At 72.1% G+C, this 22,927-nt stretch carries 20 protein-coding genes and 1 pseudogene; 11 read left to right on the top strand and 10 right to left on the bottom strand.

All coding sequences use genetic code 11. The features are described 5' to 3' along the window. Positions 1-33 precede the first annotated feature (33 nt). Positions 34-1,539 (bottom strand): PLP-dependent aminotransferase family protein, encoded by a 1,506-nt coding sequence (locus ACO0M4_RS11450; RefSeq protein WP_430369764.1) that lies wholly within the window; start codon positions 1,537-1,539, stop codon positions 34-36. A 101-nt stretch (positions 1,540-1,640) separates the two neighbouring features. On the opposite strand from ACO0M4_RS11450, the gene ACO0M4_RS11445 reads away from it, so the two are divergent. From ACO0M4_RS11445 to uppS, 5 genes are all read left to right on the top strand, one after another. Next, positions 1,641-2,327 (top strand): YczE/YyaS/YitT family protein, encoded by a 687-nt coding sequence (locus ACO0M4_RS11445; RefSeq protein ID WP_430369763.1) that lies wholly within the window; start codon positions 1,641-1,643, stop codon positions 2,325-2,327. Continuing rightward, a complete protein-coding gene (locus tag ACO0M4_RS11440) occupies positions 2,324-3,124 on the top strand; it encodes a glycerophosphodiester phosphodiesterase (protein ID WP_430369762.1) in 801 nt (266 codons plus the stop codon). The genes ACO0M4_RS11445 and ACO0M4_RS11440 overlap by 4 nt, the downstream gene beginning before the upstream one ends. A gap of 414 nt (positions 3,125-3,538) precedes the next feature. Continuing rightward, positions 3,539-4,141, top strand: a complete 603-nt coding sequence (locus tag ACO0M4_RS11435) for an ATP-binding cassette domain-containing protein (protein ID WP_430369761.1) — start codon at positions 3,539-3,541, stop codon at positions 4,139-4,141. A gap of 14 nt (positions 4,142-4,155) precedes the next feature. Continuing rightward, a complete protein-coding gene (locus ACO0M4_RS11430; protein ID WP_430371339.1) occupies positions 4,156-5,016 on the top strand; it encodes an ABC transporter permease in 861 nt (286 codons plus the stop codon). A gap of 57 nt (positions 5,017-5,073) precedes the next feature. Next, positions 5,074-6,858: a polyprenyl diphosphate synthase gene (gene uppS / locus ACO0M4_RS11425; protein ID WP_430369760.1), complete on the top strand. Its 1,785-nt coding sequence runs from the start codon at positions 5,074-5,076 to the stop codon at positions 6,856-6,858. 124 nt (positions 6,859-6,982) lie between these two features. Here uppS and ACO0M4_RS11420 read toward each other — a convergent pair whose 3' ends face one another. Further along, complete coding sequence (locus tag ACO0M4_RS11420; RefSeq protein ID WP_430369759.1) at positions 6,983-7,570, bottom strand: TetR/AcrR family transcriptional regulator; 588 nt, start codon at positions 7,568-7,570, stop codon at positions 6,983-6,985. Between the two features lie 70 nt (positions 7,571-7,640). Between ACO0M4_RS11420 and ACO0M4_RS11415 the strand changes: the two genes are divergently transcribed. From ACO0M4_RS11415 to ACO0M4_RS11405, 3 genes and pseudogenes are all read left to right on the top strand, one after another. Next, complete coding sequence (locus ACO0M4_RS11415) at positions 7,641-8,534, top strand: NADP-dependent oxidoreductase (RefSeq protein WP_430369758.1); 894 nt, start codon at positions 7,641-7,643, stop codon at positions 8,532-8,534. Between the two features lie 182 nt (positions 8,535-8,716). Continuing rightward, a pseudogene (locus ACO0M4_RS11410) lies at positions 8,717-8,974 on the top strand (MFS transporter); the annotation flags it as partial. A 265-nt stretch (positions 8,975-9,239) separates the two neighbouring features. After that, positions 9,240-9,617: an RNA polymerase-binding protein RbpA gene (locus ACO0M4_RS11405; RefSeq protein ID WP_100605284.1), complete on the top strand. Its 378-nt coding sequence runs from the start codon at positions 9,240-9,242 to the stop codon at positions 9,615-9,617. Positions 9,618-9,747: 130 nt separating this feature from the next. Here ACO0M4_RS11405 and fxsA read toward each other — a convergent pair whose 3' ends face one another. The 5 genes from fxsA to ACO0M4_RS11380 form a co-directional block, all read right to left on the bottom strand. Next, positions 9,748-10,314, bottom strand: coding sequence for an FxsA family membrane protein (fxsA, locus tag ACO0M4_RS11400; protein ID WP_430369757.1), 567 nt, complete (start codon positions 10,312-10,314; stop codon positions 9,748-9,750). A gap of 34 nt (positions 10,315-10,348) precedes the next feature. Further along, positions 10,349-11,104 carry a polyprenol monophosphomannose synthase gene (locus ACO0M4_RS11395; protein ID WP_430369756.1) on the bottom strand — a complete coding sequence of 252 codons (756 nt, stop codon included), beginning with the start codon at positions 11,102-11,104 and terminating at the stop codon, positions 10,349-10,351. Next, the gene (lnt, locus tag ACO0M4_RS11390; protein WP_430369755.1) at positions 11,101-12,762 is read right to left on the bottom strand and encodes an apolipoprotein N-acyltransferase; all 1,662 of its coding nucleotides are present in this window, start codon (positions 12,760-12,762) and stop codon (positions 11,101-11,103) included. Before lnt ends, ACO0M4_RS11395 begins: the two co-directional genes overlap by 4 nt. A 560-nt stretch (positions 12,763-13,322) precedes the next feature. Beyond that, positions 13,323-14,993: an amidohydrolase gene (locus tag ACO0M4_RS11385; protein WP_430369754.1), complete on the bottom strand. Its 1,671-nt coding sequence runs from the start codon at positions 14,991-14,993 to the stop codon at positions 13,323-13,325. Between the two features lie 60 nt (positions 14,994-15,053). Next, positions 15,054-15,494, bottom strand: coding sequence for an Lrp/AsnC family transcriptional regulator (locus ACO0M4_RS11380; RefSeq protein WP_016575508.1), 441 nt, complete (start codon positions 15,492-15,494; stop codon positions 15,054-15,056). Between the two features lie 213 nt (positions 15,495-15,707). Between ACO0M4_RS11380 and ACO0M4_RS11375 the strand changes: the two genes are divergently transcribed. After that, positions 15,708-16,133 carry a hypothetical protein gene (locus ACO0M4_RS11375; RefSeq protein ID WP_430369753.1) on the top strand — a complete coding sequence of 142 codons (426 nt, stop codon included), beginning with the start codon at positions 15,708-15,710 and terminating at the stop codon, positions 16,131-16,133. Positions 16,134-16,158: 25 nt separating this feature from the next. Here ACO0M4_RS11375 and ACO0M4_RS11370 read toward each other — a convergent pair whose 3' ends face one another. Both ACO0M4_RS11370 and ACO0M4_RS11365 read right to left on the bottom strand, forming a co-directional pair. After that, the gene (locus ACO0M4_RS11370; RefSeq protein WP_430369752.1) at positions 16,159-17,316 is read right to left on the bottom strand and encodes a phosphotransferase family protein; all 1,158 of its coding nucleotides are present in this window, start codon (positions 17,314-17,316) and stop codon (positions 16,159-16,161) included. Next, the gene (locus ACO0M4_RS11365) at positions 17,313-18,467 is read right to left on the bottom strand and encodes a hypothetical protein (RefSeq protein WP_430369751.1); all 1,155 of its coding nucleotides are present in this window, start codon (positions 18,465-18,467) and stop codon (positions 17,313-17,315) included. Before ACO0M4_RS11365 ends, ACO0M4_RS11370 begins: the two co-directional genes overlap by 4 nt. A 173-nt stretch (positions 18,468-18,640) precedes the next feature. On the opposite strand from ACO0M4_RS11365, the gene ACO0M4_RS11360 reads away from it, so the two are divergent. Further along, entirely contained in the window at positions 18,641-19,819 is a 1,179-nt protein-coding gene (locus ACO0M4_RS11360; RefSeq protein ID WP_430369750.1) for a threonine synthase, read from the top strand. A 187-nt stretch (positions 19,820-20,006) separates the two neighbouring features. On the opposite strand, the gene ACO0M4_RS11355 is transcribed toward ACO0M4_RS11360, so the two are convergent. Next, a complete protein-coding gene (locus tag ACO0M4_RS11355) occupies positions 20,007-21,179 on the bottom strand; it encodes an acyl-CoA dehydrogenase family protein (RefSeq protein WP_430369749.1) in 1,173 nt (390 codons plus the stop codon). 363 nt (positions 21,180-21,542) lie between these two features. On the opposite strand from ACO0M4_RS11355, the gene ACO0M4_RS11350 reads away from it, so the two are divergent. Next, the gene (locus ACO0M4_RS11350) at positions 21,543-22,820 is read left to right on the top strand and encodes a glycoside hydrolase family 18 protein (protein WP_430369748.1); all 1,278 of its coding nucleotides are present in this window, start codon (positions 21,543-21,545) and stop codon (positions 22,818-22,820) included. The last annotated feature ends 107 nt before the right edge of the window (positions 22,821-22,927 follow it).

Here is a 22,927-nt window from a genome sequence, read left to right as displayed (position 1 = left end):
ACCGGGCCGGCCGGACAGCCGTCTGACGCCGCCTCAGGCGACGAACGCCTGCGGCGGCTCCGCCTCCACCGACACTCCGGTAGCCACCAGCCGCGCCGCCCTCGCCAGCCGCACCGCGGCCTCGTCGGCGACCGCACCGCTGACCGTGAACGGCAACCGCACGAAACCCTCGAAGGCACCGTCCACGCCGAACCGCGGTCCCGACGGCACCCGAACCCCCAGCCGCTCCCCCGCCTCCGCGATCCGCGAGCCGGACAGCCCGCCGGTCCGGGCCCAGAGCGTCAGGCCGCCGCGCGGGACGCTGAACTCCCAGTCGGGCAGGTGGCGGTGGAGGGCCTCGACGATCGCGTCGCGGTTCTCCCGGGCCTGCGCACGGCGGATCCGGACGGCCTCCTCCCAACCGCCGCTCTCCAGGAGGGAGGCGATGGCGAGCTGTTCGAGGACGGGCGAGCCGAGGTCCGAGTAGGCGCGGGCGGCGACCAGGCTGCGGATGATGTCGGGCGCGGCCCGCACCCAGCCGATCCGCATCCCGGCCCAGAACGCCTTGCTGGCCGAGCCGACGGTGATCACGGCGCTGCCGGCGGGGTCGAACGCACAGACCGGGCGGGGCAGTTCGGTGTCCGGGTCGAGGACGATCTCGGTCATGGTCTCGTCGACGACGAGCAGGGTGCCGGCCGAGCGCGCGGCGTCCACGAGCCGGCGGCGCTGGTCCTCGGTGGCGAGGCTGCCGGTGGGGTTGTGGAAGTCGGCGACGACGTAGGCCATCCGCGGTGCGGCGTCGCGCATGACCTGGCGCCAGACCGGGACGTCCCAACCCGCCAGCCGCTCACCGAGGGCGACCGGGACGAGTCGGGCGCCGGCGTCGCGCATCAGCTGGAGGATGTTGGCGTACGAGGGCGAGTCGACGGCCACCCGTTCGCCGGGGCTGGTACACAGCCGGCAGATCGCGGCGACGGCGCCCATCGCGCCGGTGGTGACCATGATCTGTTCGGGCATGGTGGGGATGCCGCGGGCGGTGTAGCGGTCGGCGAGGGCCTGGCGCAGCGTGGGCAGGCCGGCCGGGTAGTCGCCGTGGGTGTGGGCGTAGAGCGGCAGGTCGGCCATGGCGCCCTGGACGGCGCGGGTGAGCCACGGCTCGGGGGCCGGCAGGGCGGCGCAGCCGAGGTCGATCATCGAGCCGGCGGCCTCCGGCGGGAGCGGTTCCAGGCCGCGGGTGGGCAGCGGGTTGCCCGCCGGTACGGCGGTCCAGCTGCCCGAGCCGCGCCGGGACTCCAGGAACCCTTCGGCGCGCAGCGCCTCGTAGGCCGCCGCGACGGTGGTGCGGCTGACGCCGAACGCGGCGGCCAGCTCGCGTTCGGCGGGGAGCCGGGCGGCGACCGGTACCCGGCCTTCGAGGACGAGCCGTCGGACGCCGTCGGCGAGGTTGCGGTAGGCGGGCAACTTCCGCCCGCCGGCGGTGAGTTCGGCGGCCCGCGGGTCCTGCGACCGGAGCAGCCGGGCGAGTTGGGGCGCACCCACCGCAGAAGTCCACTGCGCCATGAAGATCAGTCCACCTTCCGCAAATTGGCTCTACATCCGGAGACCGGACATGCCACATGGTGACATGCGCCAGTCCAATCTTGCCAGGAGGGGAAAGAGTCATGTCCATCACCCAGGGGTCCGGCCCCGTGCGGTCGCACCTGCCACGCCGGCTCGTGCAGCTCTACTCGGGGCTGGTGCTGTACGGCCTGAGCATGGGCCTGATGGTCCGCGCCGGACTGGGCCTGGAGCCGTGGAGCGTCCTCAACCAGGGCATAGCGCGGCACACCGGACTGTCGATCGGCACCGTCACGATCGTCGCCGGGGCGCTGATCCTGCTGCTGTGGATCCCACTGCGGCAGCGCCCGGGCCTGGGCACGGTCTCGAACGTGGTGATCCTGGGGCTCGTCATGGACGCGACGCTGGCCCTGGTCCCCACGGTGGACCCGCTGGCGGTCCGCATCCCGCTGCTGGTGGCCGCGGTCATCCTCAATGGCGCCGCGACCGGCCTGTACCTCACGGCACGGTTCGGCGCGGGGCCGCGCGACGGGCTGATGACCGGGTTGCAGCGACGCACCGGTCGCCCAGTCCGGCTGGTGCGGACCTGCATCGAGGTGACCGTCCTCGCCGTGGGCTTCGCGCTCGGCGGCTCCCTCGGCGTCGGCACGGTGGTCTACGCCCTGGCCATCGGGCCGCTGGCGCAGTTCTTCCTCCGCCTGTTCGCGATCAAGGGACTGCCGGAGCGGCCGTCCACCGTGGTGGCCCGCTCCCCCGAGCGGTCACCGGAGCGCGCGATACTGCCGGAGTGACCCCTGCGATACGCCTCCGCCACCCCTACCTCGACCATCCCGGCCCGCTCCCCTTCGCCCACCGGGGCGGAGCCGCGGACGGCCTGGAGAACACCGCCACCGCCTTCCGCCGCGCGGTGGACCTCGGCTACCGCTATCTGGAGACCGACGTCCACGCCACGTCGGACGGCGCACTGGTCGCCTTCCACGACGCGACCCTGGACCGGGTCACCGATTCCCAGGGCACCATCGCCACCCTCCCCTGGCGGGCGGTCCGCCGGGCCCGGGTCGCCGGCCGGGAGCCGCTGCCGCTGTTCGAGGAGCTGCTGGAGGAGTTCCCCGGGGCCCGCTGGAACGTCGACCTGAAGGCGGAGAACGCGCTGGAGCCGCTACTGGCCCTGCTGCGCCGCACCGGCGCCTGGGACCGGGTGTGCGTCGGCTCGTTCTCCGAGGGCCGGGTGGCCCGGGCACAACGCCTGGCCGGCGGCCGGATGGCCAGCTCGCTCGGCACCCGCGGAGTGGCCGGCCTGCGGCTCCGCTCGTACGGGCGCGGGGCGCTGCCGCTGGACCGGCTGCTGGGCGCGGCGGTGCGGCGCAGTGCGGTCTGCGTCCAGGTCCCCGAGCGGCAGTCCGGACTCCGCGTCGTCGATCCGCTGTTCCTGCGCGCCGCACACGCACTGGGCATGCAGGTCCACGTCTGGACGATCAATGACGCGGATCGGATGAGAGCGCTGCTGGATCTCGGCGTGGACGGCATCATGACCGATCACATCGAGACGCTGCGCACGGTGCTGATCGAGCGGGGATGCTGGGTCTAGGAACTGCGGAGGTTCTTCTCGACTCCGAACGTCAAGGTGATCCGCTTTCCCGCGCGGCAACCGCCCACCGATGAACACTGGGCGTTCCCGGGTCATCGGCGGGGCCGCGGGATGGTTTCACGCGTACCCGCACCGGCCGAGAGAGTCGAACACGGCTGTCACCTGATGGAGGGGACTAGCCCGCTATCACCGCGAAAGCCATTTAGCCGACTGTACGGTCTATGCGTCGCCCGAGGGGGGCGGTAGCAACTCGTGCACCCACACCTCCTTGTTCGTGCTGTCGGGATGGTGCCGGGGCGCCCACGACCGACCTGCTGGAGGGGCTGTGAGGATTCCTGGAGGCCGGGCTGTCCCGGTCGCGATCGTCGCGCTGATGGCACTGAGGGTGCTGGGCAGCAACGGCGGAGCGACCGCGTGAAGGTCAGGGACGTACATCACTCCTACCGTCGGCGCACGGTGCTGCGCGGCATCGACCTCGATCTGCGTCCCGGCGCGTTGGCCGGAATCGTCGGTGAGAACGGTGCGGGCAAGTCCACTCTGCTCAAGATCCTCTCCGGGGAGCTGCGTCCCTGTCGCGGCACCGTCCGGCACAGCGGCCGGTTCGGGTACTGCCCGCAGCACGCCGTCCTCAACGACGCCTTCACCGTCCGGCAGCACCTGGAGTTCTTCCGGACCGCCTTCGACCTGGCCGACCTGCGCCACGCCGAGGAGGCGATGGACGTCCTGGGCTTCGCCGAGTACACCGACGTACGCGCCGGGGTGCTCAGCGGTGGGACGCGGCAGAAGCTGAACCTGACTCTGGCCCTCATGCACGATCCGCAGGTGCTGCTGCTGGACGAGCCCTACCAGGGCTTCGACTGGGACACCTACCAGCGCTTCTGGGAACTCGCCGCCCGGCTGCGCGATGCCGGGCGCTCGGTCCTGGTCGTCTCGCACCTCGCCTACGACGAGGAGCGGCTGGACGCCTTGTGGCGGCTGAAGGACGGGACGCTCCAGCCCGCCGGGAGCGCGCCATGAGAAGGCTTGGGTACCTGCGCAGGCACCTGGCGCTGTTCACCACCGCGACGCGGTACACGCTGACCGAGCATCTGCGCAACCGGTTCGCGATGGTGCTGGTCGCCGTGTTCATCCCGCTGTGGACGATGCTGGCGTACCTGGTCATGCCCGACTCCCCGGCCCGGATGCGGCTGCGGGCCACCGGCGAGGTGCTGGCCCCGCGCGGCAACGAGATCACCGAGCTCAGCGGTGCGCTCAACGCCGTCACCCTGATCACCGGGTTCATGATGTTCGCGGCGACGTTCGCCGGTCACGACTTCGACCGCCGCCTAGCCATGGCCGGCTATCCCCGCGCCCATCTCGTCCTGGCGAAAGTCGCCGCTCTCGCCCTGGCCTCCGCCGCCGTGTCCGCCTACGCCACCGTCATCACCTGGCTGATCTGGACACCGCGCCAGCCCTTCCTGCTCGCCGTCGCACTGTTCAGCGCGGCCCTGACCTACGGCGTCCTCGGCGTCGGCTTCGGCGCCGTGATGCGCCGGGAGGTCGAGGGCATGTTCGCCATCCTGATGACGAGCATCATCGACCTGGGCCTGCAGAACCCCATCACCAGCTCCGGAAGCGAGAGCCCCGTCACCCGCTTCCTGCCCTCCTACGGCGCCATGCAGACCAGCACCGCCGCCGGCTTCTCCACCGCCGACGTGCCCGGCCAGATCGCCATGCAGCTCTGCTGGTTCGCCGGAGCCGGGCTCATCGCTCTCCTCGCCTTCCACCGCCGCACCCGCAACGCCCTGCCCCCGGCCGCCCGGCCCCTCGTACCAAGACCTCACCGTACGAGCAGCGACGAGACGGACCAGACAGACGAGACAGCCAACGCCGGTACTACGGCGGCGGGTTGAACCTTCGCCGCACCCGGCCCCGTGCACCGGTACGTGTCTTCAGCTGGAGTCGCACACATGCCCCGAATCCGTGAAACCGTGTCCGAAGGCCGTACTGACACCACCCTGCGGGCCGCCTATCGCGTGTGCCGCCGCACGACACGCACGCAGTATCCCGAAACGTACGCTCTCATCCGCCTGCTGCCCCCGGTGCTGCACCCGGCGTGCTGGGCTGTCTGGGCCGCGGTGAACGCTCTCGATGATCTGGTCGACGACCGGGACGCGGCGGCAGCCGAGCGGACCGCCCGGGCCGAGAGCTGGATCGCCGCGCTGGAAGCCGACCTGGCGTCCGGGACGAGCACCGACCCGATCCGTCATGCCCTGGTGGACACCGCCGCACAGTGGCACGTGGATCTGTCCGCACTCCGGGACGGGATGCTGGTGATGCGCGACGACGTGCAGCGCTCCTTCGACGACTGGGCCCAGTGGCGGGTCTGGAGCCGCGGCCACGTCGTACCCACCTTCGACTTGTTGCGGAGTCTGCTCGGCCGGGCGGGCGTGCCGGTGGTGGTCCGGCTGGACCGGCAGGCGAGCTACGAGCGGTTCCTCGACGGTACCCGGCTCGTCGAGAGCCTCACCGACCTGGCGGCCGACCTGGACGACGGGCACCGGCTCCTGCTGCCGCGCGAGATCCTGGAACAGTTCCCGGGCGCCTGGGACGACCTGCGGCAACGCCGGTGGAGCACAGCCACGGCGGCGCTGGTCGCCGAGCTGACCGGCATCGCCCGCCGATGGGTGGCCCAGCCCGGCCTGACCGACGGCATGCACCCGGGAATCGCCATCGCGGTCGACGCGGCCGCCGATCTGCTGCTCGCCCAGCTCGACGCCGTCGAAGCGGCCGGCTCGGCCCTGCTCCACTCCGAGGCACGGCCCTCACGGGCGACGCGTGCGCGGATCTTCGTCCCCGCCCGCATCCGGTCAGCCCTGGCATGGAGCCTGACCCCGGTGACCGTGCCACCCACCCGACGACGGCCCACGGCAACCGAACCCAGGTCAACGGCGCGCCCGGCTCCTGGCACGACGACGTTCAACCCGCCGCCCCGCCACCCCAGCGGCTGCCGGCCCCCGCAGATCGCCCCCGAAGCCATGCCGACCCACGTGGCCATCGTCATGGACGGCAACGGCCGCTGGGCCGAACAGCGCGGCCTGTCCCGCTCCGAGGGCCATCGCGCCGGCGTCGCCGCCCTGCACGAGATGGTCCACGGCGCCTTGGAGATCAGCCTGCCCCACCTGACCGTGTACGGGTTCTCGACCGAGAACTGGAGGCGCGACACGGAGGAGGTCGAGGGCATCATGAGCACCCTGCGCAAGGCACTGGACGACGACCCCTTCCGCGACCTGTACGTACACCTGCGCTGGTCCGGCCGCCCGGAGAAACTGCCAACGGACCTCGTCGAGTCCCTGCGGCACAAGGAGACCACCACCCGCACCCGCACCGGCCTGACCTGCACCCTCTGCTTCAACTACGGCGGTCGGGACGAAATCACCCGCGCCGCCACGGCCCTCGCCCGAGCGGTGAAGGCCGGTGACCTGGACCCCGACTTCATCGGCGAGGACGACTTCGCCCGGCACCTGGCCCTCGCCGACCTGCCCGACGTCGACCTCCTGTGGCGCACCGGAGGCGAGCGCCGCACCTCCAACTTCCTCCCCTGGCACGCCACATACGCCGAACTGCACTTCACGTCCGACTACTGGCCGGACGTCGACCGACGCGACCTGTGGCGAGCCGTCATCGAATACAGCCACCGTCATCGCCGGCACGGCAGCACACGACCGGCGCCGACGTCCACCACCGACCAATAGCTCCGTACCGTCCTCGCCGCCACGCTGAACAGCTACGCGTGCCACGATGCGTGGCGGCCAGACTCGTCCAAGCTCAGTGCGATGTCTGCCGACCGGCCCCGGCCCTACCTGGGGGAACAGTTCCTCACGCGGGTCGAGGAGGGCAGGCGACCTCCCAGGCCGCCTCGATCATCCGGAAGATCTCGTCCACCGCGGCGTCCGGATCGGGCGCCTCACGGGCCAGCGAATAGGCGTCGATCACGAACCTCGCGAGCGTCCGGCAGGCCGTGGTGGTCTGCGGCTGGTCGAGATCGGCGGCGAGGGCGGTTGCCAGCGACTCCGCGTGGCGCAGCCTCATCAACTCCTCGTACTCCCGCAGGGCAGGTGATGCGTCGATCATGCGCCAGATCGGGGCGGCACTGTCCGCTGTGCAATGGCGCACCAGCGCCTGGATCTCGCGGCGCAGCGCAGGGATGAGCGGCTCGTGCGGCGCCCGGCCGGTGACCGCCTGCGCGAGGCGTTGCTCGAAGTCTTCGTCCTGCTCGAACACCAGGGCCTCTTTCGAGGCGAAGTGGGAGAAGAGCGTGGTGACGGCCACGTCGGCCTCGGCGGCCACGTCGCGGATGCCCACCGCGTCGTACCCGCGCTCCAGGAAGAGTCGCAGGGCGGTGTCGGCGATCTTCTGGCGGGTCGCGGCCTTCTTGCGCTCACGGCGCCCGGGCGTCACGGTCATGCCCTAACACTATCAGGTCCAAAACCACAACCGTTCTCAAACACTAACCGTTAGTGTTACGGTCCATCGCATGAAGAGAGTGAGCTTCGCCGAGTTCGGCGGTCCGGACGTTCTGCAACTCGTAGCCGCCGAGGAGCCCCACGCGGGCCCCGGTCAGATACGCGTCACCGTGCGGGCGGCGGGCGTGAACGCCGTCGACTGGAGGATCCGTGAAGGCCAGTTCCAGAAGATCCATCCGATCGAGTTGCCCGCCGGAGTCGGGCAGGACGCCTCCGGGGCGGTGGACGAGGTCGGCGAGGGCGTCGAAGGGGTCGAGGTCGGCGACCACGTGTTCGGCGAGGGCGCGAGCACCTATGCCGAGTTCGCCGTCCTGTCGGCCTGGGCCAAGATGCCCGAGGGTTTGACGTTCGAAGAGGCGGCCGGGTACCCCTCCGCGGTGGAGACCGCGCTGCGCATCATCCGCCAGGTCGGTGTGCAGTCCGGGCAGACGCTGCTGGTCAGCGGTGCGTCCGGGGGAGTCGGATCGACGGTGATGCAGATCGCCCGCGACCGCGGCATCACCGTGATCGGCACGGCTGGGGCCGCGAACCAGGACTATCTACGCAGCCTGGGTGCCCTCGCCACGACGTACGGCGAGGGCTGGGTCGAGCGGGTACGGCGGTTCGGCCGCGTCGACGCGGCTCTCGATCTGGCCGGCTCGGGCGTGATCCGCGAACTCGTCGAGCTGACCGGGGATCCGCAGAGGGTGATCTCCATCGCCGATCGCGCCGCGCCGGAGTTCGGCGTCCGCTTTTCCGGCGTGGCCGGGAGCGTGCCGGAAGCGCTCGTCGAGGCCGTCGACCTCATCTCTCGGGGAAAGCTCCACATCCCGGTCGAGAAGACGTACCCGCTCGCCGAGGCCGCGGCGGCGCACATAGACAGCCATGCCGGTCACACGCGCGGGCGCCGGATCATGGTCGTCTGAGCCGTTCCTGCACAGTCGCGCCTCGCGGGGCCCCTGGACGGAGCGCCTTCACCATGGTCGGCGCCGCCATATCAACGATCTTGGTTCGCGTGTTGATCGGCTACCGACAACCCAAAGCACCCAACACCAACTGACCAAGCAAGGGCCAGACCCACGTCGGGTGTCCGCTGGATCCGTAGCGGCTGTCCCGTTCCCTCTTCTCCCATCTGATCCCGCGCGGCAAGGAGGCGGAGTACTTTTCCGCGTACGAGGTGAGCGACCGGGGGGTGAGCTGGTTGGGACCGCTGGTGTTCGGGATGGCGTACCAGCTGACCGGGAGCTACCGGGACGCGATCGTGTCCCTGGTGGCGATCTTCGCGCTCGGGTTCGTACTGCCGGCGCGGGTGCCGGTGCGGCGGGCAATCGCGGCGGCCGGCAATCCGGTACCTGACCGGATTTAGCCCTTGAGGGCGCGGGGCGGTAGTGTACGCCTTTGGCTCACCAGGCGGACCGTTACTGCGTGCTCAACTCCTTGAGGCGTTGGGTGACATCTGCTGCCAGATGTGACAAACCGGGCGTTGGTGGGTACAACAAGGGGCGGCACGACGGGCGACGCAGGCGACGTATGTCCCGATGACGGGAATCTTCACCGCCGACCGGACGTTGACCGGATGACGACGACAGCGACACCTGTCCTGTGGGCGACAAGCCCGGGAGGCACGATTCATGAGTGAGCGAGCTCTCCGCGGCACGCGCCTCGTGGTGACCAGCTACGAGACCGACCGCGGCATCGACCTGGCCCCGCGCCAGGCGGTGGAGTACGCATGCGAGAACGGACATCGCTTTGAGATGCCGTTCTCGGTTGAGGCCGAGATTCCGCCGGAGTGGGAGTGCAAGGTTTGTGGTGCACCCTCGCTTCTGGTGGATGGGGATGGTCCTGAGGAGAAGAAGGGCAAGCCCGCGCGTACGCACTGGGACATGCTCATGGAGCGGCGGACCCGCGAGGAGTTGGAGGAGGTGCTGGCCGAGCGGCTGGCCGTCCTGCGCTCCGGCACCATGAACATCGCCGTGCATCCGCGCGACACCAACCGCAAGTCCGCCTGACGGGCGGACCGAACCGAGCGGCACGGCAAGGGCCGGTGCCACCGCATTAGCGGTGGCACCGGCCCTTGCCGTGCGTGGCCGCCGCACCGAGGCCGGGCGTGCTCGGCGCCCGGCCAGGTGCGGCGCGGTGTCAGCGGGTGAGCGGCGGATCCTGGCGGCGGGCGGCCGGCGGGTCGTCGGGGTGGATCACCTGGCCCTTGACGACCTTGCCGTCCGGGCGGTGCATCCGCGCCTGTTGGTAGGCGTCGCTGAAGGACCCGGGGGTGAAGCCCGGCCGGGTCAGCAGCTTGTCGGCACCGCGCAGGATCAGCCGGCCGGTCGGCGGGAGGAGGCAGAGCAACCCGAGCACGTCCGAGAGCAGGCCCGGCAGCATCAGCAGCAGCCCGCCGATCATCGGGAGGGTGTTGCCGGTGCCTCCGGAGCCGGTCTCGCGGGGGGCGTCGGGGGTGCCGCCGGTCTGCAGGGCGCCGGTGAGGTTGCGCCAGGCGCGGCGGCCGGCTCGCTTGATCACCGCGCCGCCCACGACCACCCCGGCGAGCAGCATTAGGAAGACCGTCAGGCCATTGGTGGCGCCGGCGACCACCGTCAGCAGCCAGATCTCCAGCACCATCCAGGCGGCGACGCCCAACGGGACGAACCGGCGGGCGCGCGAACGGGGCGGGCGGGGACTCGGCGGTGGCGTGGCTCCGAACGTCATGCCACTAGTGTGCCTGGCCCGGCCCGCCCGGGGATCAGCGGCCGCGGATCTTGCTCACCTTGGAACCGACACCCCAGGCCGTGATCCGCCAGAGCGCCTCCACGACGATGTCGCGGTTCATCTTGCTGTCGCCCAGCTCCCGGTCGACGAAGGTGATGGGGACCTCGACGACGTGGTAGCCGGCCTGGACGGCCCGCCGGGCCAGGTCGACCTGGAAGCAGTAGCCCTGGGAGGCCACCTCGTCCAGGCCCAGGCCGTTCAGTGTCTCCACCCGGAAGGCGCGGAAGCCACCGGTGACGTCGCGAATCGGGACGTCCAGCATCACGCGGGAGTAGGTGCTGCCGCCGCGGGAGAGGATCTCGCGGTACTTGGGCCAGTTCACCACCCGGCCGCCGGGCACCCAGCGGGAGCCGAGGACCAGGTCGGCGCCCTTGAGCGCGGTGAGCAGCCGGGGCAGCTCCTCGGGCTGGTGGGAGCCGTCGGCGTCCATCTCGACCAGTACGCCGTGGCCGTTGTCGATGCCCCAGCGGAAGCCGGCGAGGTAGGCGGCGCCCAGCCCCTCCTTGCCCTTGCGGTGCAGGACGTGGACCTTGTCGTCCTCGGCGGCAAGTGCGTCGGCGAGTTTGCCGGTGCCGTCCGGACTGTTGTCGTCCGCGATCAGGACGTGCGCCTCGGGGACGGCAGACCGCACCCGCGAGACGATCGGCTTGATGTTCTCCGCCTCGTTGTACGTCGGAATGATCACCAACGTGCTGCCGAGCGGTCCGTACTGCCGCTGACCGTCTGTCACTGCTGTCCCTTCTCGTCCTTCGTTCGCCTGCGCCGGCCGGCGATGACGGCGGCCCCGCAGGACAGGAGGCCCACGATAGCGAGCGCCCACTCGGGAGCCGCTCCAACGCGGTCAGCGAGCGTCGTTTCGTCTCGCAGCGGGATGCGGGCCGAGACCACGCCCTGGGTGAATTCGGGAATCTGGTGCGTAACGGTCCCGTCCGGAGCGACCACCGCGCTGATCCCGCTGGTGGCCGCGGTGACCACGGCCCGGCCGTGCTCGACGGCCCGCAACTTGGACATCGCGAGCTGCTGCTCTGGCTGGCCGGTGTGCCCGTAGGTGGCGTTGTTGGTCTGGATGACCAGGGCGCGGACGCCCGCGCCGACGGTGTCGTGGACGATCTCGTCGTAGGCGACCTCGAAGCAGATGACGTCGCCGAGCTTGGCCGGTCCGACCTTCAGCAGGCCGGTGTGGTCGCCCGGGTAGAAGTTGCGGGGCACCCGCTTGAACCGCGTGATGATCTTGCTGAGCTGGTCCCGGAACGGCACGTACTCGCCGAACGGCACCGGGTGCTGCTTGGTGTACGAGGCGCCCGGACCGGTCTTGGGGTCCCAGACGATGCCCTCGTTGAAGACGTAGCCGGGCTTGGTCGGGTGGTCGACCAGGGCACCGACGAGGACCGGCACGCCGATCGCCTTCACCGCCTCGTCGATCCGGTCGTACGCCTGCGGGAACTGGAAGGGGTCCAGGTCGGAGGAGTTCTCCGGCCAGATGACCAGGTCCGGCTTGGGCACGCGGTGGTTGCGGACGTCGTCGGCGAGCTTCTCGGTGGCGGCGGCGTGGTTGTCCAGGATCTTCATCGGGCGGCCCAGGAAGTCCATGCCGGGCTGCTGGACGTTGCCCTGCACCACCGCGATCCGGACGGTGTCGTCGGCCTTGGTCGGGATCGGGACCGCCAGGCCCGCCACGGTGACCGCGGCGGCCAGTCCGAACGCCTCCAGCGTCCGCACCAGTGCGCGCGCGCCGCCGCCCCGACGCATGCCCCACAGGGCGGCAGCGGAGGCGGCCAGCAGCGCACCGGACAGAGCGACGGCGAAGGTCACCAGCGGGGCACCGCCGAGCGCGGCGAGCGGGGTGAACGGCGAACCGGTGTTGGCGAAGGCCAGCCGGCCCCAGGGGAAGCCCCCGAACGGCAACCGGTCCCGGGCCCATTCCTGGGCGACCCACAGGCACGCGCCCCACAGCGGCCAGCCGGGCAGCCGGGAGGTGAGCGCCAGCCCCGCACCCAGCAGCATGACGAACAGCGACTCGGCGACGGACAGGCCCACCACCGCGTCCCAGCCGACCACGTGCAACCACTTCAGCAGGAGCAGGAAGAACGGCAGCCCGAACGCGAAGCCGGTCCAGGCGCCCTGGCGGGCCCGGCGGCCGTGGGTCAGCAGCGCCAGCGCGGCCACCGCGACCAGGGACAACGGCCACAGACCGTACGGCGGGAAGGCGAAGCCGAGGGCGAGGCCGGCGGCGACCGCGAGGGCGGTGCGCAGCGCCTCGCGGCGGGCCAGGGCGGCCAGCCGGCGGGCCCGTCCGGGGCGGGCGGCGCCGGTCGCGGTGGACGGCGCCGGGCCGTCGGGTGCGGTGCCGCGCACGGCTGCGGCGGTGGTGTCGGAACCCGATGGCACGGTCGCGGGCCTTCCTGCAGGTCGTCCGGTTGTCAGCTGACCGTACATCGCAGGGCCGGGGGTGCGGGGGTGGGGTGCGCGGACCGTACGCGGATCGCGCGGGCCGGGCTGCGGGAGGGCCGGGCGGTGCGTGGCACCGGCTTCCTGGGGGTGGACGGGGGCCGCGCGGGGTGCGGATCGGGGCCCGGCGCCCTTCGGGCCGGCCTGGGATCCGCTGGCTGCGGGTCGACCGAGAGCCGTTGTCTACTGAGCGCCGGGCCCCACCCGGGTCGCACCTGCCGACCAACCTCGCCATCGCCCTGGCGCTGGACCTGGCTCCCAGTGGCGGTGTGCCGGATGGCTCGCCGCCCCATGGCCCAGCTGCGTTCGACGGCTGCGCGGAGGTCTCCCGGTCGGACGTCCTGTGGTGGACTCGGCCGAACCTACCGGCCGACCGGCGCCTGCTGTCAACAGTCCCTCCGCCTGCGTCGTTTTCGCGTCGTCCCAGGTCAGTGCCGAGCCTTCCCAGGTAGGGCAGGCAGGTTCGGGCACGGGGTCCGGCACCACCGGCACCTGCGATGTCACTCGATCGGCCGGTCGAAGACCGGCCGGCCGCCGACGACCGTGCGCAGGCAGCGCGGGAGGTCGTTGCCGGGGGTGAGATCGGGCAGGCCCGGGGTGCCGGAGCGGGGGTCGGTGGACCAGCGCTCGACGCGTGCGTCGGGGGCCTGGACGATCAGGTCGCCGGTCCGCCAGACCGCGTAGTCGGCGGGGGCGCCGGGCACCAGGACGCCGGCGTCGTCGCGGCCGATGGCGCGCCAGCCGCCGCGGGTGTGGGCGGTGAACGCGGCGCGGGCGGAGATGCCGTGGGCGCGGGTGCGGTGGAAGACGGCGGCGCGCACGGTGCCCCAGGGGTCGAGCGGGGTGACCGGGCTGTCGGAGCCGAGGGCGAGCGGGACGCCGGCCTTGAGCAGGGCGGCGTAGGGGTTGAGGCCGGCGGCCCGGTCGGCGCCGAGGCGGGTGGCGTACATCCCGTCGGGGCCGCCCCAGGCCGCGTCGAAGGCGGGCTGCACGGAGGCGGTGAGGGCCAGCTCGGCGAAGGCGGTGATGGTGGCGTCGGTGAGCATCTCGGCGTGCTCGACCCGGTGCCGGGCGGCCCGGACGTGGGCCAGGCCGACCCGCTCGGCGGCGGCCCGGACGCCGTCGGTGACGGTGGTCAGGGCGGCGTCGCCGATGGCGTGGAAACCGGCCTGGAGACCGGCCTCGGTGCAGGCGGCGACGTGGGCGGCGACGTCGTCACGGTCGAGGTGCGCGGTGCCGGTGTGGGTGCCCCCGCCGCAGCCGGGGGGAGCGTCGGCGTAGGGGGCGTGCAGGTGGGCGGTATGCGAGCCGAGCGAGCCGTCGGCGAAGAGGTCGCCGGCGGCGCCGTGCGCGCCGAGTTCCCTGATCCGGTCGGCGTCCTTTGCGGATGCGATGAGTTCGGCCCAGTAGCCGATGACGCGCGGGCCGGTGCCCTCGGCGGCCAGGGCCAGCAGCGCGGTGAAGTCGTCCTCGCTGGAGATCTCCGGACCGGCGCACTCGTGAACGGTGCCGATGCCGAGCGAGGCGGCCCGGGCCAGTGCGGCGGCCTGCGCCTCGGCGCGCTGGGCGGGGGTGACGGTGGCGTACGCGGCGGCCCGGACCGCGTGGTGGGCATCGCCGGTGAGCGGTGCGTCGGGGTGGAAGCCGGCGCGTTCGCGGATGCCGGGGACCAGGTCGAGCAGGGCGGTGGTGACGACCGCGGAGTGCACGTCGACGCGGGTGAGGTAGAGGGGACGGCCGCCGGCGGCGGCGTCCAGCTCGGCGCGGGACGGCGGGCGGCCCTCGGGCCAGGCGCTGGCGTCCCAGCCGTGGCCGAGCAGCACGCCGCCGGCGGGGCGGCCGGCGGCGTACCCGCGGATCCGGTCCAGGGCGTCGGTCAGGGTGGCGGCGCCGGCGAGGTCCAGGCCGGTGAGGGCCAGCCCGGTCGCCGTGGTGTGCACATGTGCGTCCGTGAACGCGGGGGTGACCAGCGCGCCGTCGAGATGGACGATCTCGTCGACGCCGTCGGCGAAGGAGTCGGCGGCGCCCTCCTCGCCGACCCAGGCGATCCGGTCGCCCTCGACGACCATCGCGGTGGCGAAGGGATCGGCGGGGCTGTGCACCTCACCGCCCCGCAGGAGAACGGTGCGGGAGGGGTGCTGCTCGGAACTGTCCGGGTTGCGCTCGCTCATAACGGACAGTCTCGCCCCTGCGCGGGGGGGCCCGGCGCAGGGGGGTCACTCCCCGGGCGGTCAGATCCGCGGCGGGCGGGCCTCGTAGGGGGTGGAGAGCACCACCGTGGTGCGGGTGGAGACGCCGGCCAGGCTGCGGATGCGGGTGAGCAGGTGCTCCAGCTCCAGTGGGGCGGCGACCCGGACCTTGAGGATGTAGTTCTCGTCGCCGGCGACGCTGTGACACGCCTCCAGCTCGGGGACCTCGGCCAGCCGGTCGGCGATGTCGTCGGGGGCGCTGGGGTCGAAGGGTTTGACCGAGATGAAGGCGGTGAGCGGCAGGCCCACGGCCTCGGGGTCGACGATGGCGGCGTAGCCGCGGATCACCCCGCGCTGTTCCAGGCGGCGCACCCGTTGGTGCACCGCCGAGGTGGACAGGCCGGTGGCCTTGCCCAGGTCGGTGTAGCTCATCCGCCCGTCCTTGACGAGCAGATCCACGATTTGTCGGTCCAACTCCTCCACCCGCTCAACCTACTGTGCGCGGGCGCGTGTGCGCAGCGCGCGCCGGATCGTGGACGCCTGAGCACCGGGTCGTGTGAGGAATGCCACACCGGTGACGCGGGGTCCGGGGGGCGTCGGCGATTATGCGCCCGGCATGAAGGGCATTGCTGCTGTTGGCCGAGACCGCCGGTCACACGAACGAATTCAGCGGTCCGAGTGGCCCACCCGAGGGGGATGGACATCATGCGACGCCTGAAGCAGGAATCCGCCGCAGCCCAGGTCGACGCCCAGGAGGGCGACAGTTTCGGCTTCCCGGTCGAGGAGGTTGCGGACGATCCCTTCGACACCTACGAGATCTACCGCGTGAGCTGCCCGGACTGCGGGCAGCCGATCGCGCTGCTGGTGGACGAGGACACGCTCCCGGAGCACGCGCTGTGCCCGTCGCCGTGGAACCCGTTCGCGCTGACCGTGTGCCAGGGCTCCGGCCGGCCGGCGGCCGACGCCCCGGACACCGACGACATGATGGACGCCCAGGAGCAGGACGCGGCCATCTTGCTGACGCTCCCGGAGGGCCTGGACTGGCGTCGCCAGCCGTTCTCGCACCCCGGCGGGCCGGGTGAGCGGTCGGCCCGGGTGCCGCGCGCGCGCCGCCGGAGCTGACGTTCCGGACGCCGGCCGCGGCGGTTCACCAGTAGCGGCCGGCGAGCATCGCCTCCAACGTGTCCCGGTGCAGGATCAGCCCGTCGGCGTCGGCCGGGACCGGCACTCCCCCAGCTAACGCTGGGGGTACCCCCACACCGAAGTGGACCTGGCGGTAGGCCACCCTGAGCATCACGATGGCGTGCCGCAGGGCCGCGTAGAGGGTGTGGAACTCCATCGCGCGGGGTTGGTGCCCGGTCAGGTGGGCGTAGCGGCTCTCGACGCGGTCGCGGCGCAGGAGGTCGGGCAGTCCGGGCTGGCCGCTGGACTCCGTGAGGTCCTGGAAGAAGCGGTGGAGGTAGATCATCCAACCCAGGTCCAGTTCGCGGGGGCCGAGGGCAGCCATCTCCCAGTCGAGGACCGCGGCCGGTTCGAAGCCGTCGTAGACGATGTTGCCGATCCGGGCGTCGCCCCAGGTGAGTACCGTGTCGCCGGGGTCCTCGGGCCAGTGGTCGGCGAGCCAGGCGAAGCCGCGCTCGATGAGCGGGGAGCGCGGGAGGCCGTCAACCACCCAGGTGTAGTAGGCGTGTTGGGCGTCGACGTGGCGGCGCAAGGGGGTGCCGGTGCCGGGCAGTGCGAGGAACTCCGCTGATGTGGCCGGGAGTTGGTCGTGCAGGCGGGCGAGCACGGAGACGCTCGCCGCCTCCAGCCGGTCGCGGTCGGCGTCGGTCGCGTCGTGCAGCCAACTCCCCTCGTAGGTATAGGGCATGACGTCGGGTGGTACCCGGCCGGTGGCGCGGGCCATGACGAAGAACGGGGCGCCGAGGTGTGCGGGGTCCTCTTCCAGCCAGAGGGTGCGGGGCACCGGTAGGTCGGTGCGGTCGGCGACCAGTTCCATGGTGCGGTACTGCCGGGGCATGTCGTAGCGCGGGAAGATCGTGTACGCCGCGGGGTCGGCGGCGAGCCGGAGGGCGCAGGAGGTGGGGGCCCTGCTCTGCTTGAGCGCAGCCGAGAACTCGGGGGACAGTGGGTCCGGGTGGTCGATGGTGAAGAGCAGGGTCTCGCTGGACATGCCGTTGGAGGCCGGCACGGTGGCCGCGGTGGCGCGGGCGCCGGGGAGGCGGGTGGCGAGCCAGGTGGAGAGCCGCCGGGTGAGCTCTTCGGGGTCGCGGGTGGTGGTGCGGGGGCGCGGCGCGGCACTCATCGGGCGGCCTCTCCGGGGCGGCGGGTGCGGTCCGGGGCGACGGAGTCGTAGCCGGTGAAGCCGCTGGGGTCGTGGCGGCCGAAGCTGCCGTGTTCGAAGATGCCGTAGCCGGTGCGGCCGTCGAGGGTGAAGCGGGCGGCGTGGTCGGTGACGCCGTAGGCGGCGAGCCGGTGGGCGGTCGGGTCGGAGAGGTCGTAGACGCGTCGGTCGGTCCAGCCGCGGCCCTGCCAGGTGCCGTGCTGCCAGTCGTCGGCGGGTGGGTAGCCCGCGCCGAGGGCGAGCGGCGAGGAGGTGAGGATCTCGGCGGTGAGTTCGAGGGGTTTGCGGCCGGGGTCGGTGAGGTGGAGGACGGCGCGTTCGGGGTGGCGGGTGCCGGGGCGGTAGCTGATGTCGGCGTACGGCCAGCCCAGTTGTCGGTCGGGGGCGCCGTCGCGGACCAACAGCGCCTCGTTGAGGGTGCGGTGGCCGTCGGCGTCCTCCTGGACGATGACCATGACGAACCGGTCGTCGAAGCGGACCGGGCACCAGATCCAGTGGAACCCCTCGGTCGGCGACTCGGCGGCGGCCCGGCCGCCGTCCTCGCCGGGTATCGGGCGCACGCCCCAACTACGGTCCCGGGTGCCGGTCCACTCCCCCGGGGTGACGGTGAGCTGTTCGCCGGCCGCGCGGATGGTGCCGGTGCAGGTGCCGGCCTGGACGAAGCGGCGGCCCTCCAGGATCAGCCGGCCGCCGCGGTGCTGGGTGTGGTGCGGTTCCCAGGTGGCGGGGAAGGACGCCGTCCAGGTCAGGTCGAAGGAGAGGCCGTCCAGATCGGAGGGGTCGGGGTCACAGGTGAGCCGGAGACGGTGCAGGGGTTCCTCGACGGTGATCGTGAGCGGGCCGACGGTGAGCGCCAGGCGGTCGTCGGTGAGCGCGTCGGAGGCGCGGACGGCGTACAGCCGGTCGCCGAGGCGGAGGGTGGCGTAGGCGTCGATGACACCGGTGTTGGGGTAGACGCCGAGGCCGGCGATGAGCAGGGCGCGTCCGGTGTGGTCCAGGACGTGGAAGATGCAGCGGTCGTAGGCGTTGCGGTCGCTGGTGGCCACCTGCCGCATGGAGAGCGGGGCCTGGTGGATCGGGTATTCGTCGAGCGGGATCGGGCGGTCGGACACGGTCCCTCCTGGGCGCGGTCGCACGGGGATCACCGGGAAACGAGGAATTGACGGTACGTCAGATAGCGGTGGGCGGCCACACCTCCGAGAGATGTAGGTGGCGCAGTGGCATTACGCCTGTTACCGTCACGCTCGTCCACCGTGGCCCGGCCCCGACCCCAGGAGCGACGACGATGCCCCCTGCCCCCTTGCAATGCCCGCGTTGCGGCCGCGCCGCGGACGGTTTCACCGGCTGCTCGTCCTGCGCCCGTGACGGCGTCGGCGTCAACACCCCACCCCCGCTGGCGGATCTGACCGGCCTGGACCTCGCGGCGTACCCGGGCGGCCCGTGGGGCTGGCCGACGGCGCTGCCGGTGTCCGGCCCGCCGGTCACCCTCGGCGAGGGGAACACCCCCGTCGTGCGACTGCGCACCGCACCGCCGGAGGCGCCTGAACCACCCATCGGCGCAGGCGAGTTGTGGCTGAAATACGAGGGCGGCAATCCGACCGGATCGCACAAGGACCGGGCGATGTCCGTGGGGGTGGCGGCGGCGCTGGCGGCCGGTGCGGACACCGTGGTCGCGGCGTCCTCGGGCAATGCGGGGGCGGCGGCCGCGGCCTACGCCGCCCGGGCCGGACTGCGCTGCGTGGTGTTCACCACCGACGCGGTACCGGCCGGGCTCCGGGCGCAGATCGACGCGCTGGGGGCCGAGCGGGTGGTGCACCGCGGCGGCACGGCGGAGCGCAACGCGGCGATGGCCGAGGCCGTCGCGGAGCACGGGTGGTACCCGCTGACCAGCTTCTCGGCGCCGTCGCCGGGCGGGAACCCGTACGCCAACGAGGGCTACAAGTCGGTCGCCCACGAGCTGGCGCGGGACTTCGCGGGGCGGCGGATCGATGCGGTGGTGGTGCCCACCAGCCGGGCCGATCTGCTGGCCGGAATCGCCCGCGGTTTCCGGGAGTTGGCGGGTGCCGGGCTGATCGCCGAGGTGCCCCGACTGGTGGCCGCGGAGGCCGCGCCGGCGGCGCCGTTCACCGCCGCGCTGCGCCGCTCCGACCGGGCCGAGCAGGAGCGGACCCAGGTGGACGCGGGCCCGTCGGTGGCGTTCTCGCTGGGTGAGCAGCGGCCGTGCTGGCAGGGGCTCGACGCCCTGTGGCGCACCGGCGGCACCGCAGTGGCGGTGGACGACGAGGTGACCATGGCCGAATACCGGCGGCTGGCCGCGGAGGGGCTGTTGCTGGAACCGTCGTCCGCGGTCGCGGTGGCGGTGGCTCGCGACCTGGTGACCGCGCCGGGCGCCGTGGTGGTGGCGATCGGGACGGCCACCGGGATGAAGGAGCTCGGGGCGGCGACCGGAGGGGACGACCGCTGAGGGCACGGGCGGCGCGCGGTCCGGGAGCGGGCGTCGATCATCGGCGGTCGGCGGTCGCACGGAACGGCCGGCGGCGGTACGGAACGGTCGGCGGTCGCACGGAACGGCCGGCGGCGGTACGGAACGGTCGGCGGTCGTACGGAACGGCCGGCGGAGCGGGGCACCGGCCGGCCCCGCCCCCGGTGACTCAGTGTGACTCGGGACCCGCGAGGTGCCGGGCGATCACCATCCGCTGGATCTGGTTGGTGCCCTCGACGATCTGCAGCACCTTGGCCTCGCGCATGTAGCGTTCGGCCGGGAAGTCGAGGGTGTAGCCGTAGCCGCCGAGCAGCTGGACGGCGTCGGTGGTGACCCGCATCGCGGAGTCGGTGCAGAACAGCTTGGCCATCGCCGCTTCCTTGGAGAACGGCAGGCCGGCGTCGCGCAGCCGGGCGGCGCTGAGGTACAGCGCCCGGCCCGCCTCCACCTGGGTCGCCATGTCCGCGAGCATGAACCGCAGGCCCTGGAAGTCGGCGACCGGTCGGCCGAACTGGCGGCGCCCGGCAGTGTAGGCGAGGGCCTCGTCCAGCGCCGCCTGGGCGATGCCGATGGCGCAGGCGGCGATGCCGAGGCGGCCGGAGTCCAGGGCGGAGAGGGCGATCGTGAAGCCCTGGCCCTCCTCGCCGATACGGCGGGAGTCGGGCACCTGGACCCCGTCGAAGTGCAGCTGCGCGGTCGGGGAGCCCTTCATGCCCATCTTGAGCTCGGGTTTGGCCGGGTTGAGCCCCTCGGCGTCACCGGGCACGAGGAAGGCGGTGATGCCGTGGGCGCCGCTGTCGCCGGTACGGGCCAGGACGGTGTAGAAGTCGGCCACCCCGCCGTGGGTGGTCCATGCCTTGGTGCCCTCCAAGGTCCACATGTCACCGCTCCGGGTGGCGCGGGTGGTCAGGGAGGCGGCGTCGGAGCCGGCGGCGGGCTCGGACAGGCAGTAGGCGCCGAGCAGACCGCCGCCGAGCATGGCCGGGAGGTGCTCGGCGCGCTGCTCCTTGGTGCCGAATCCGGCGAGCGCGTGACAGGCCAGGGTGTGCACGCTGACGCCGAGGCCGACGGTGAGCCGGGCGGCCGCGAGCTCCTCCAGGACCTGGAGGTAGACCTCGTAGGGCTGGTCACCGCCGCCGAATTCCTCGGCGTACGGGAGCGACAGCAGGCCGGATTCGGAGAGCAGGGTGAACAGGGCGCGGGGGAAGCGGCCGGCTTCCTCTTCTTCGGCGGCGGTTGGCCGGATCTCGCGCTCGGCGAGTTCCCGTACCAGGGCCATCAGATCGCGGGCCTCCTCGGTGGGCAGCCTGCGGTCCACCGGCGGGGGGACGTACTCGGTCATGGCGGCGCTCTCCTCCCTTTCGGGCGCTGCGGCGACGCACGCATGGGGTGGGCGGCGGCGCCGGATTCCGTCGTGCCTCGCCGATGATCGCGTTCCGGGTCTCGGAAGGCGATGACCTGCGGCTGTGGCGCTAGGAGTATGCCCGATCGGCGGCCCGGCGTCACGGGTTGATCATCAATCGCCGTGCGGATCCGGACCATGGGGCGGGCCGGCAGCACCACCGGGAAATTGGTCCGAACCATTGACGCAGTGGTCTAGTCCTTCTAACTTCTCCCCCAACGTTCCGCGCGTTCATGCCAATTCGGCAGGCATGTGAGCCGGAACGCCGCCATGCTCCACCCTCGCCCCCTCCGAGGAGACGACATGCTCAGACCCCACCGGATGCGAGCGCCACGGCAGCTGATCGCCGCCGCGACCGCCCTGTGTACCGCGGCCCTGGCCGGCACCCTGTTCGCCGGCTCCGCCTCCGCCCACCCGTCGCCCGCCACCCCCACCGCCGCCCACCCGGTCACCGCGGCCCGGACCACCGCGGCCGGCAACAAGGTCGTCGGGTACTTCACCAACTGGGGCATCTACGACCGCAATTACCAGGTCAAGAACATCGAGACCTCCGGCTCCGCGGCCAAGCTGACACACATCAACTACGCGTTCGGCAACGTCCAGGGCGGCAAGTGCGCCATCGGCGACTCCTACGCCGACTACGACAAGGCGTTCACCGCCGACCAGAGCGTCGACGGCAAGGCCGACACCTGGGACGACCCGAACGGCCTGCGCGGCAACTTCAACCAGCTGCGCAAGCTCAAGAAGCTGCACCCCAACCTCAAGGTGCTGTGGTCGTTCGGCGGTTGGACCTGGTCGGGCGGGTTCGGCGAGGCCGCCAAGAACCCCGCGGCGTTCGCCCAGTCCTGCTACGACCTGGTCAAGGACAAGCGCTGGGCCGACGTCTTCGACGGCATCGACGTCGACTGGGAGTACCCCAACGCCTGCGGCCTGTCCTGCGACACCAGCGGCAAGGACGCCTTCACGGGGGTCCTCAAGGCGCTCCGGGAGAAGTTCGGCCAGAGCAGCCTGGTGACCGCGGCGATCACCGCGGACGCCTCGGACGGCGGCAAGATGGACGCCACCGACTACGGGGCCGCGGCACAGTACGTCGACTGGTACGACCCGATGACCTACGACTACTTCGGCGCGTGGGACGCCAAGGGACCGACCGCCCCGCACTCCCCGCTGACGTCGTACGACGGCATACCGAAGGCCGGCTTCAACACCACCGACACCATCGCCAAGCTCAAGAAGCTCGGCGTGCCGGCGGACAAGATGCTGCTGGGCATCGGCTTCTACGGCCGCGGCTGGTCGGGCGTCACCCAGGACGCGCCGGGCGGCACCGCGACCGGCGCGGCGCCCGGCAAGTACGAGGCGGGCATCGACGACTACAAGGTGATCAAGAGCCGCTGCCCGGCCACCGGCACCGTGGGCGGCACCGCGTACGCCAAGTGCGGTGACCAGTGGTGGAGTTACGACACCCCGCAGACCATCGGCACCAAGATGGCCTACAAGGACGCCCAGGGACTGGCCGGGACGTTCTTCTGGGAGCTGAGCGGGGACACCCCGGACGGCGAGCTGATCAACGCCATCAAGTAGCCGCGACCACGGGGCACCACCCCGTCGAAGGGCCGCACTGTAAAACGGGGAACCCGAGCGGGCGGGAGACGACAGTCTTCCGCCCGCTCGGCAGCGTCCGGCCGCCG

It is taken from the genome of Streptomyces sp. RGM 3693 (assembly GCF_050471125.1).
Classification (GTDB): Bacteria; Actinomycetota; Actinomycetes; order Streptomycetales; family Streptomycetaceae; genus Streptomyces.
This window is presented reverse-complemented; position numbering and strand designations above follow the sequence as displayed.

Coding starts and splice junctions, on each gene's coding strand:
- ACO0M4_RS11350 (WP_430369748.1), top strand. CDS start 21,543: ATGCTCAGACCCCACCGGATGCGAGCGCCACGGCAGCTGATCGCCGCC.
- ACO0M4_RS11385 (WP_430369754.1), bottom strand. CDS start 14,993: ATGAGCGAGCGCAACCCGGACAGTTCCGAGCAGCACCCCTCCCGCACC.
- ACO0M4_RS11405 (WP_100605284.1), top strand. CDS start 9,240: ATGAGTGAGCGAGCTCTCCGCGGCACGCGCCTCGTGGTGACCAGCTAC.
- ACO0M4_RS11375 (WP_430369753.1), top strand. CDS start 15,708: ATGGACATCATGCGACGCCTGAAGCAGGAATCCGCCGCAGCCCAGGTC.
- ACO0M4_RS11370 (WP_430369752.1), bottom strand. CDS start 17,316: ATGAGTGCCGCGCCGCGCCCCCGCACCACCACCCGCGACCCCGAAGAG.
- ACO0M4_RS11360 (WP_430369750.1), top strand. CDS start 18,641: ATGCCCCCTGCCCCCTTGCAATGCCCGCGTTGCGGCCGCGCCGCGGAC.
- ACO0M4_RS11415 (WP_430369758.1), top strand. CDS start 7,641: ATGAAGAGAGTGAGCTTCGCCGAGTTCGGCGGTCCGGACGTTCTGCAA.
- ACO0M4_RS11450 (WP_430369764.1), bottom strand. CDS start 1,539: ATGGCGCAGTGGACTTCTGCGGTGGGTGCGCCCCAACTCGCCCGGCTG.
- uppS (WP_430369760.1), top strand. CDS start 5,074: ATGCCCCGAATCCGTGAAACCGTGTCCGAAGGCCGTACTGACACCACC.
- ACO0M4_RS11420 (WP_430369759.1), bottom strand. CDS start 7,570: ATGACCGTGACGCCCGGGCGCCGTGAGCGCAAGAAGGCCGCGACCCGC.
- fxsA (WP_430369757.1), bottom strand. CDS start 10,314: ATGACGTTCGGAGCCACGCCACCGCCGAGTCCCCGCCCGCCCCGTTCG.
- ACO0M4_RS11355 (WP_430369749.1), bottom strand. CDS start 21,179: ATGACCGAGTACGTCCCCCCGCCGGTGGACCGCAGGCTGCCCACCGAG.
- ACO0M4_RS11445 (WP_430369763.1), top strand. CDS start 1,641: ATGTCCATCACCCAGGGGTCCGGCCCCGTGCGGTCGCACCTGCCACGC.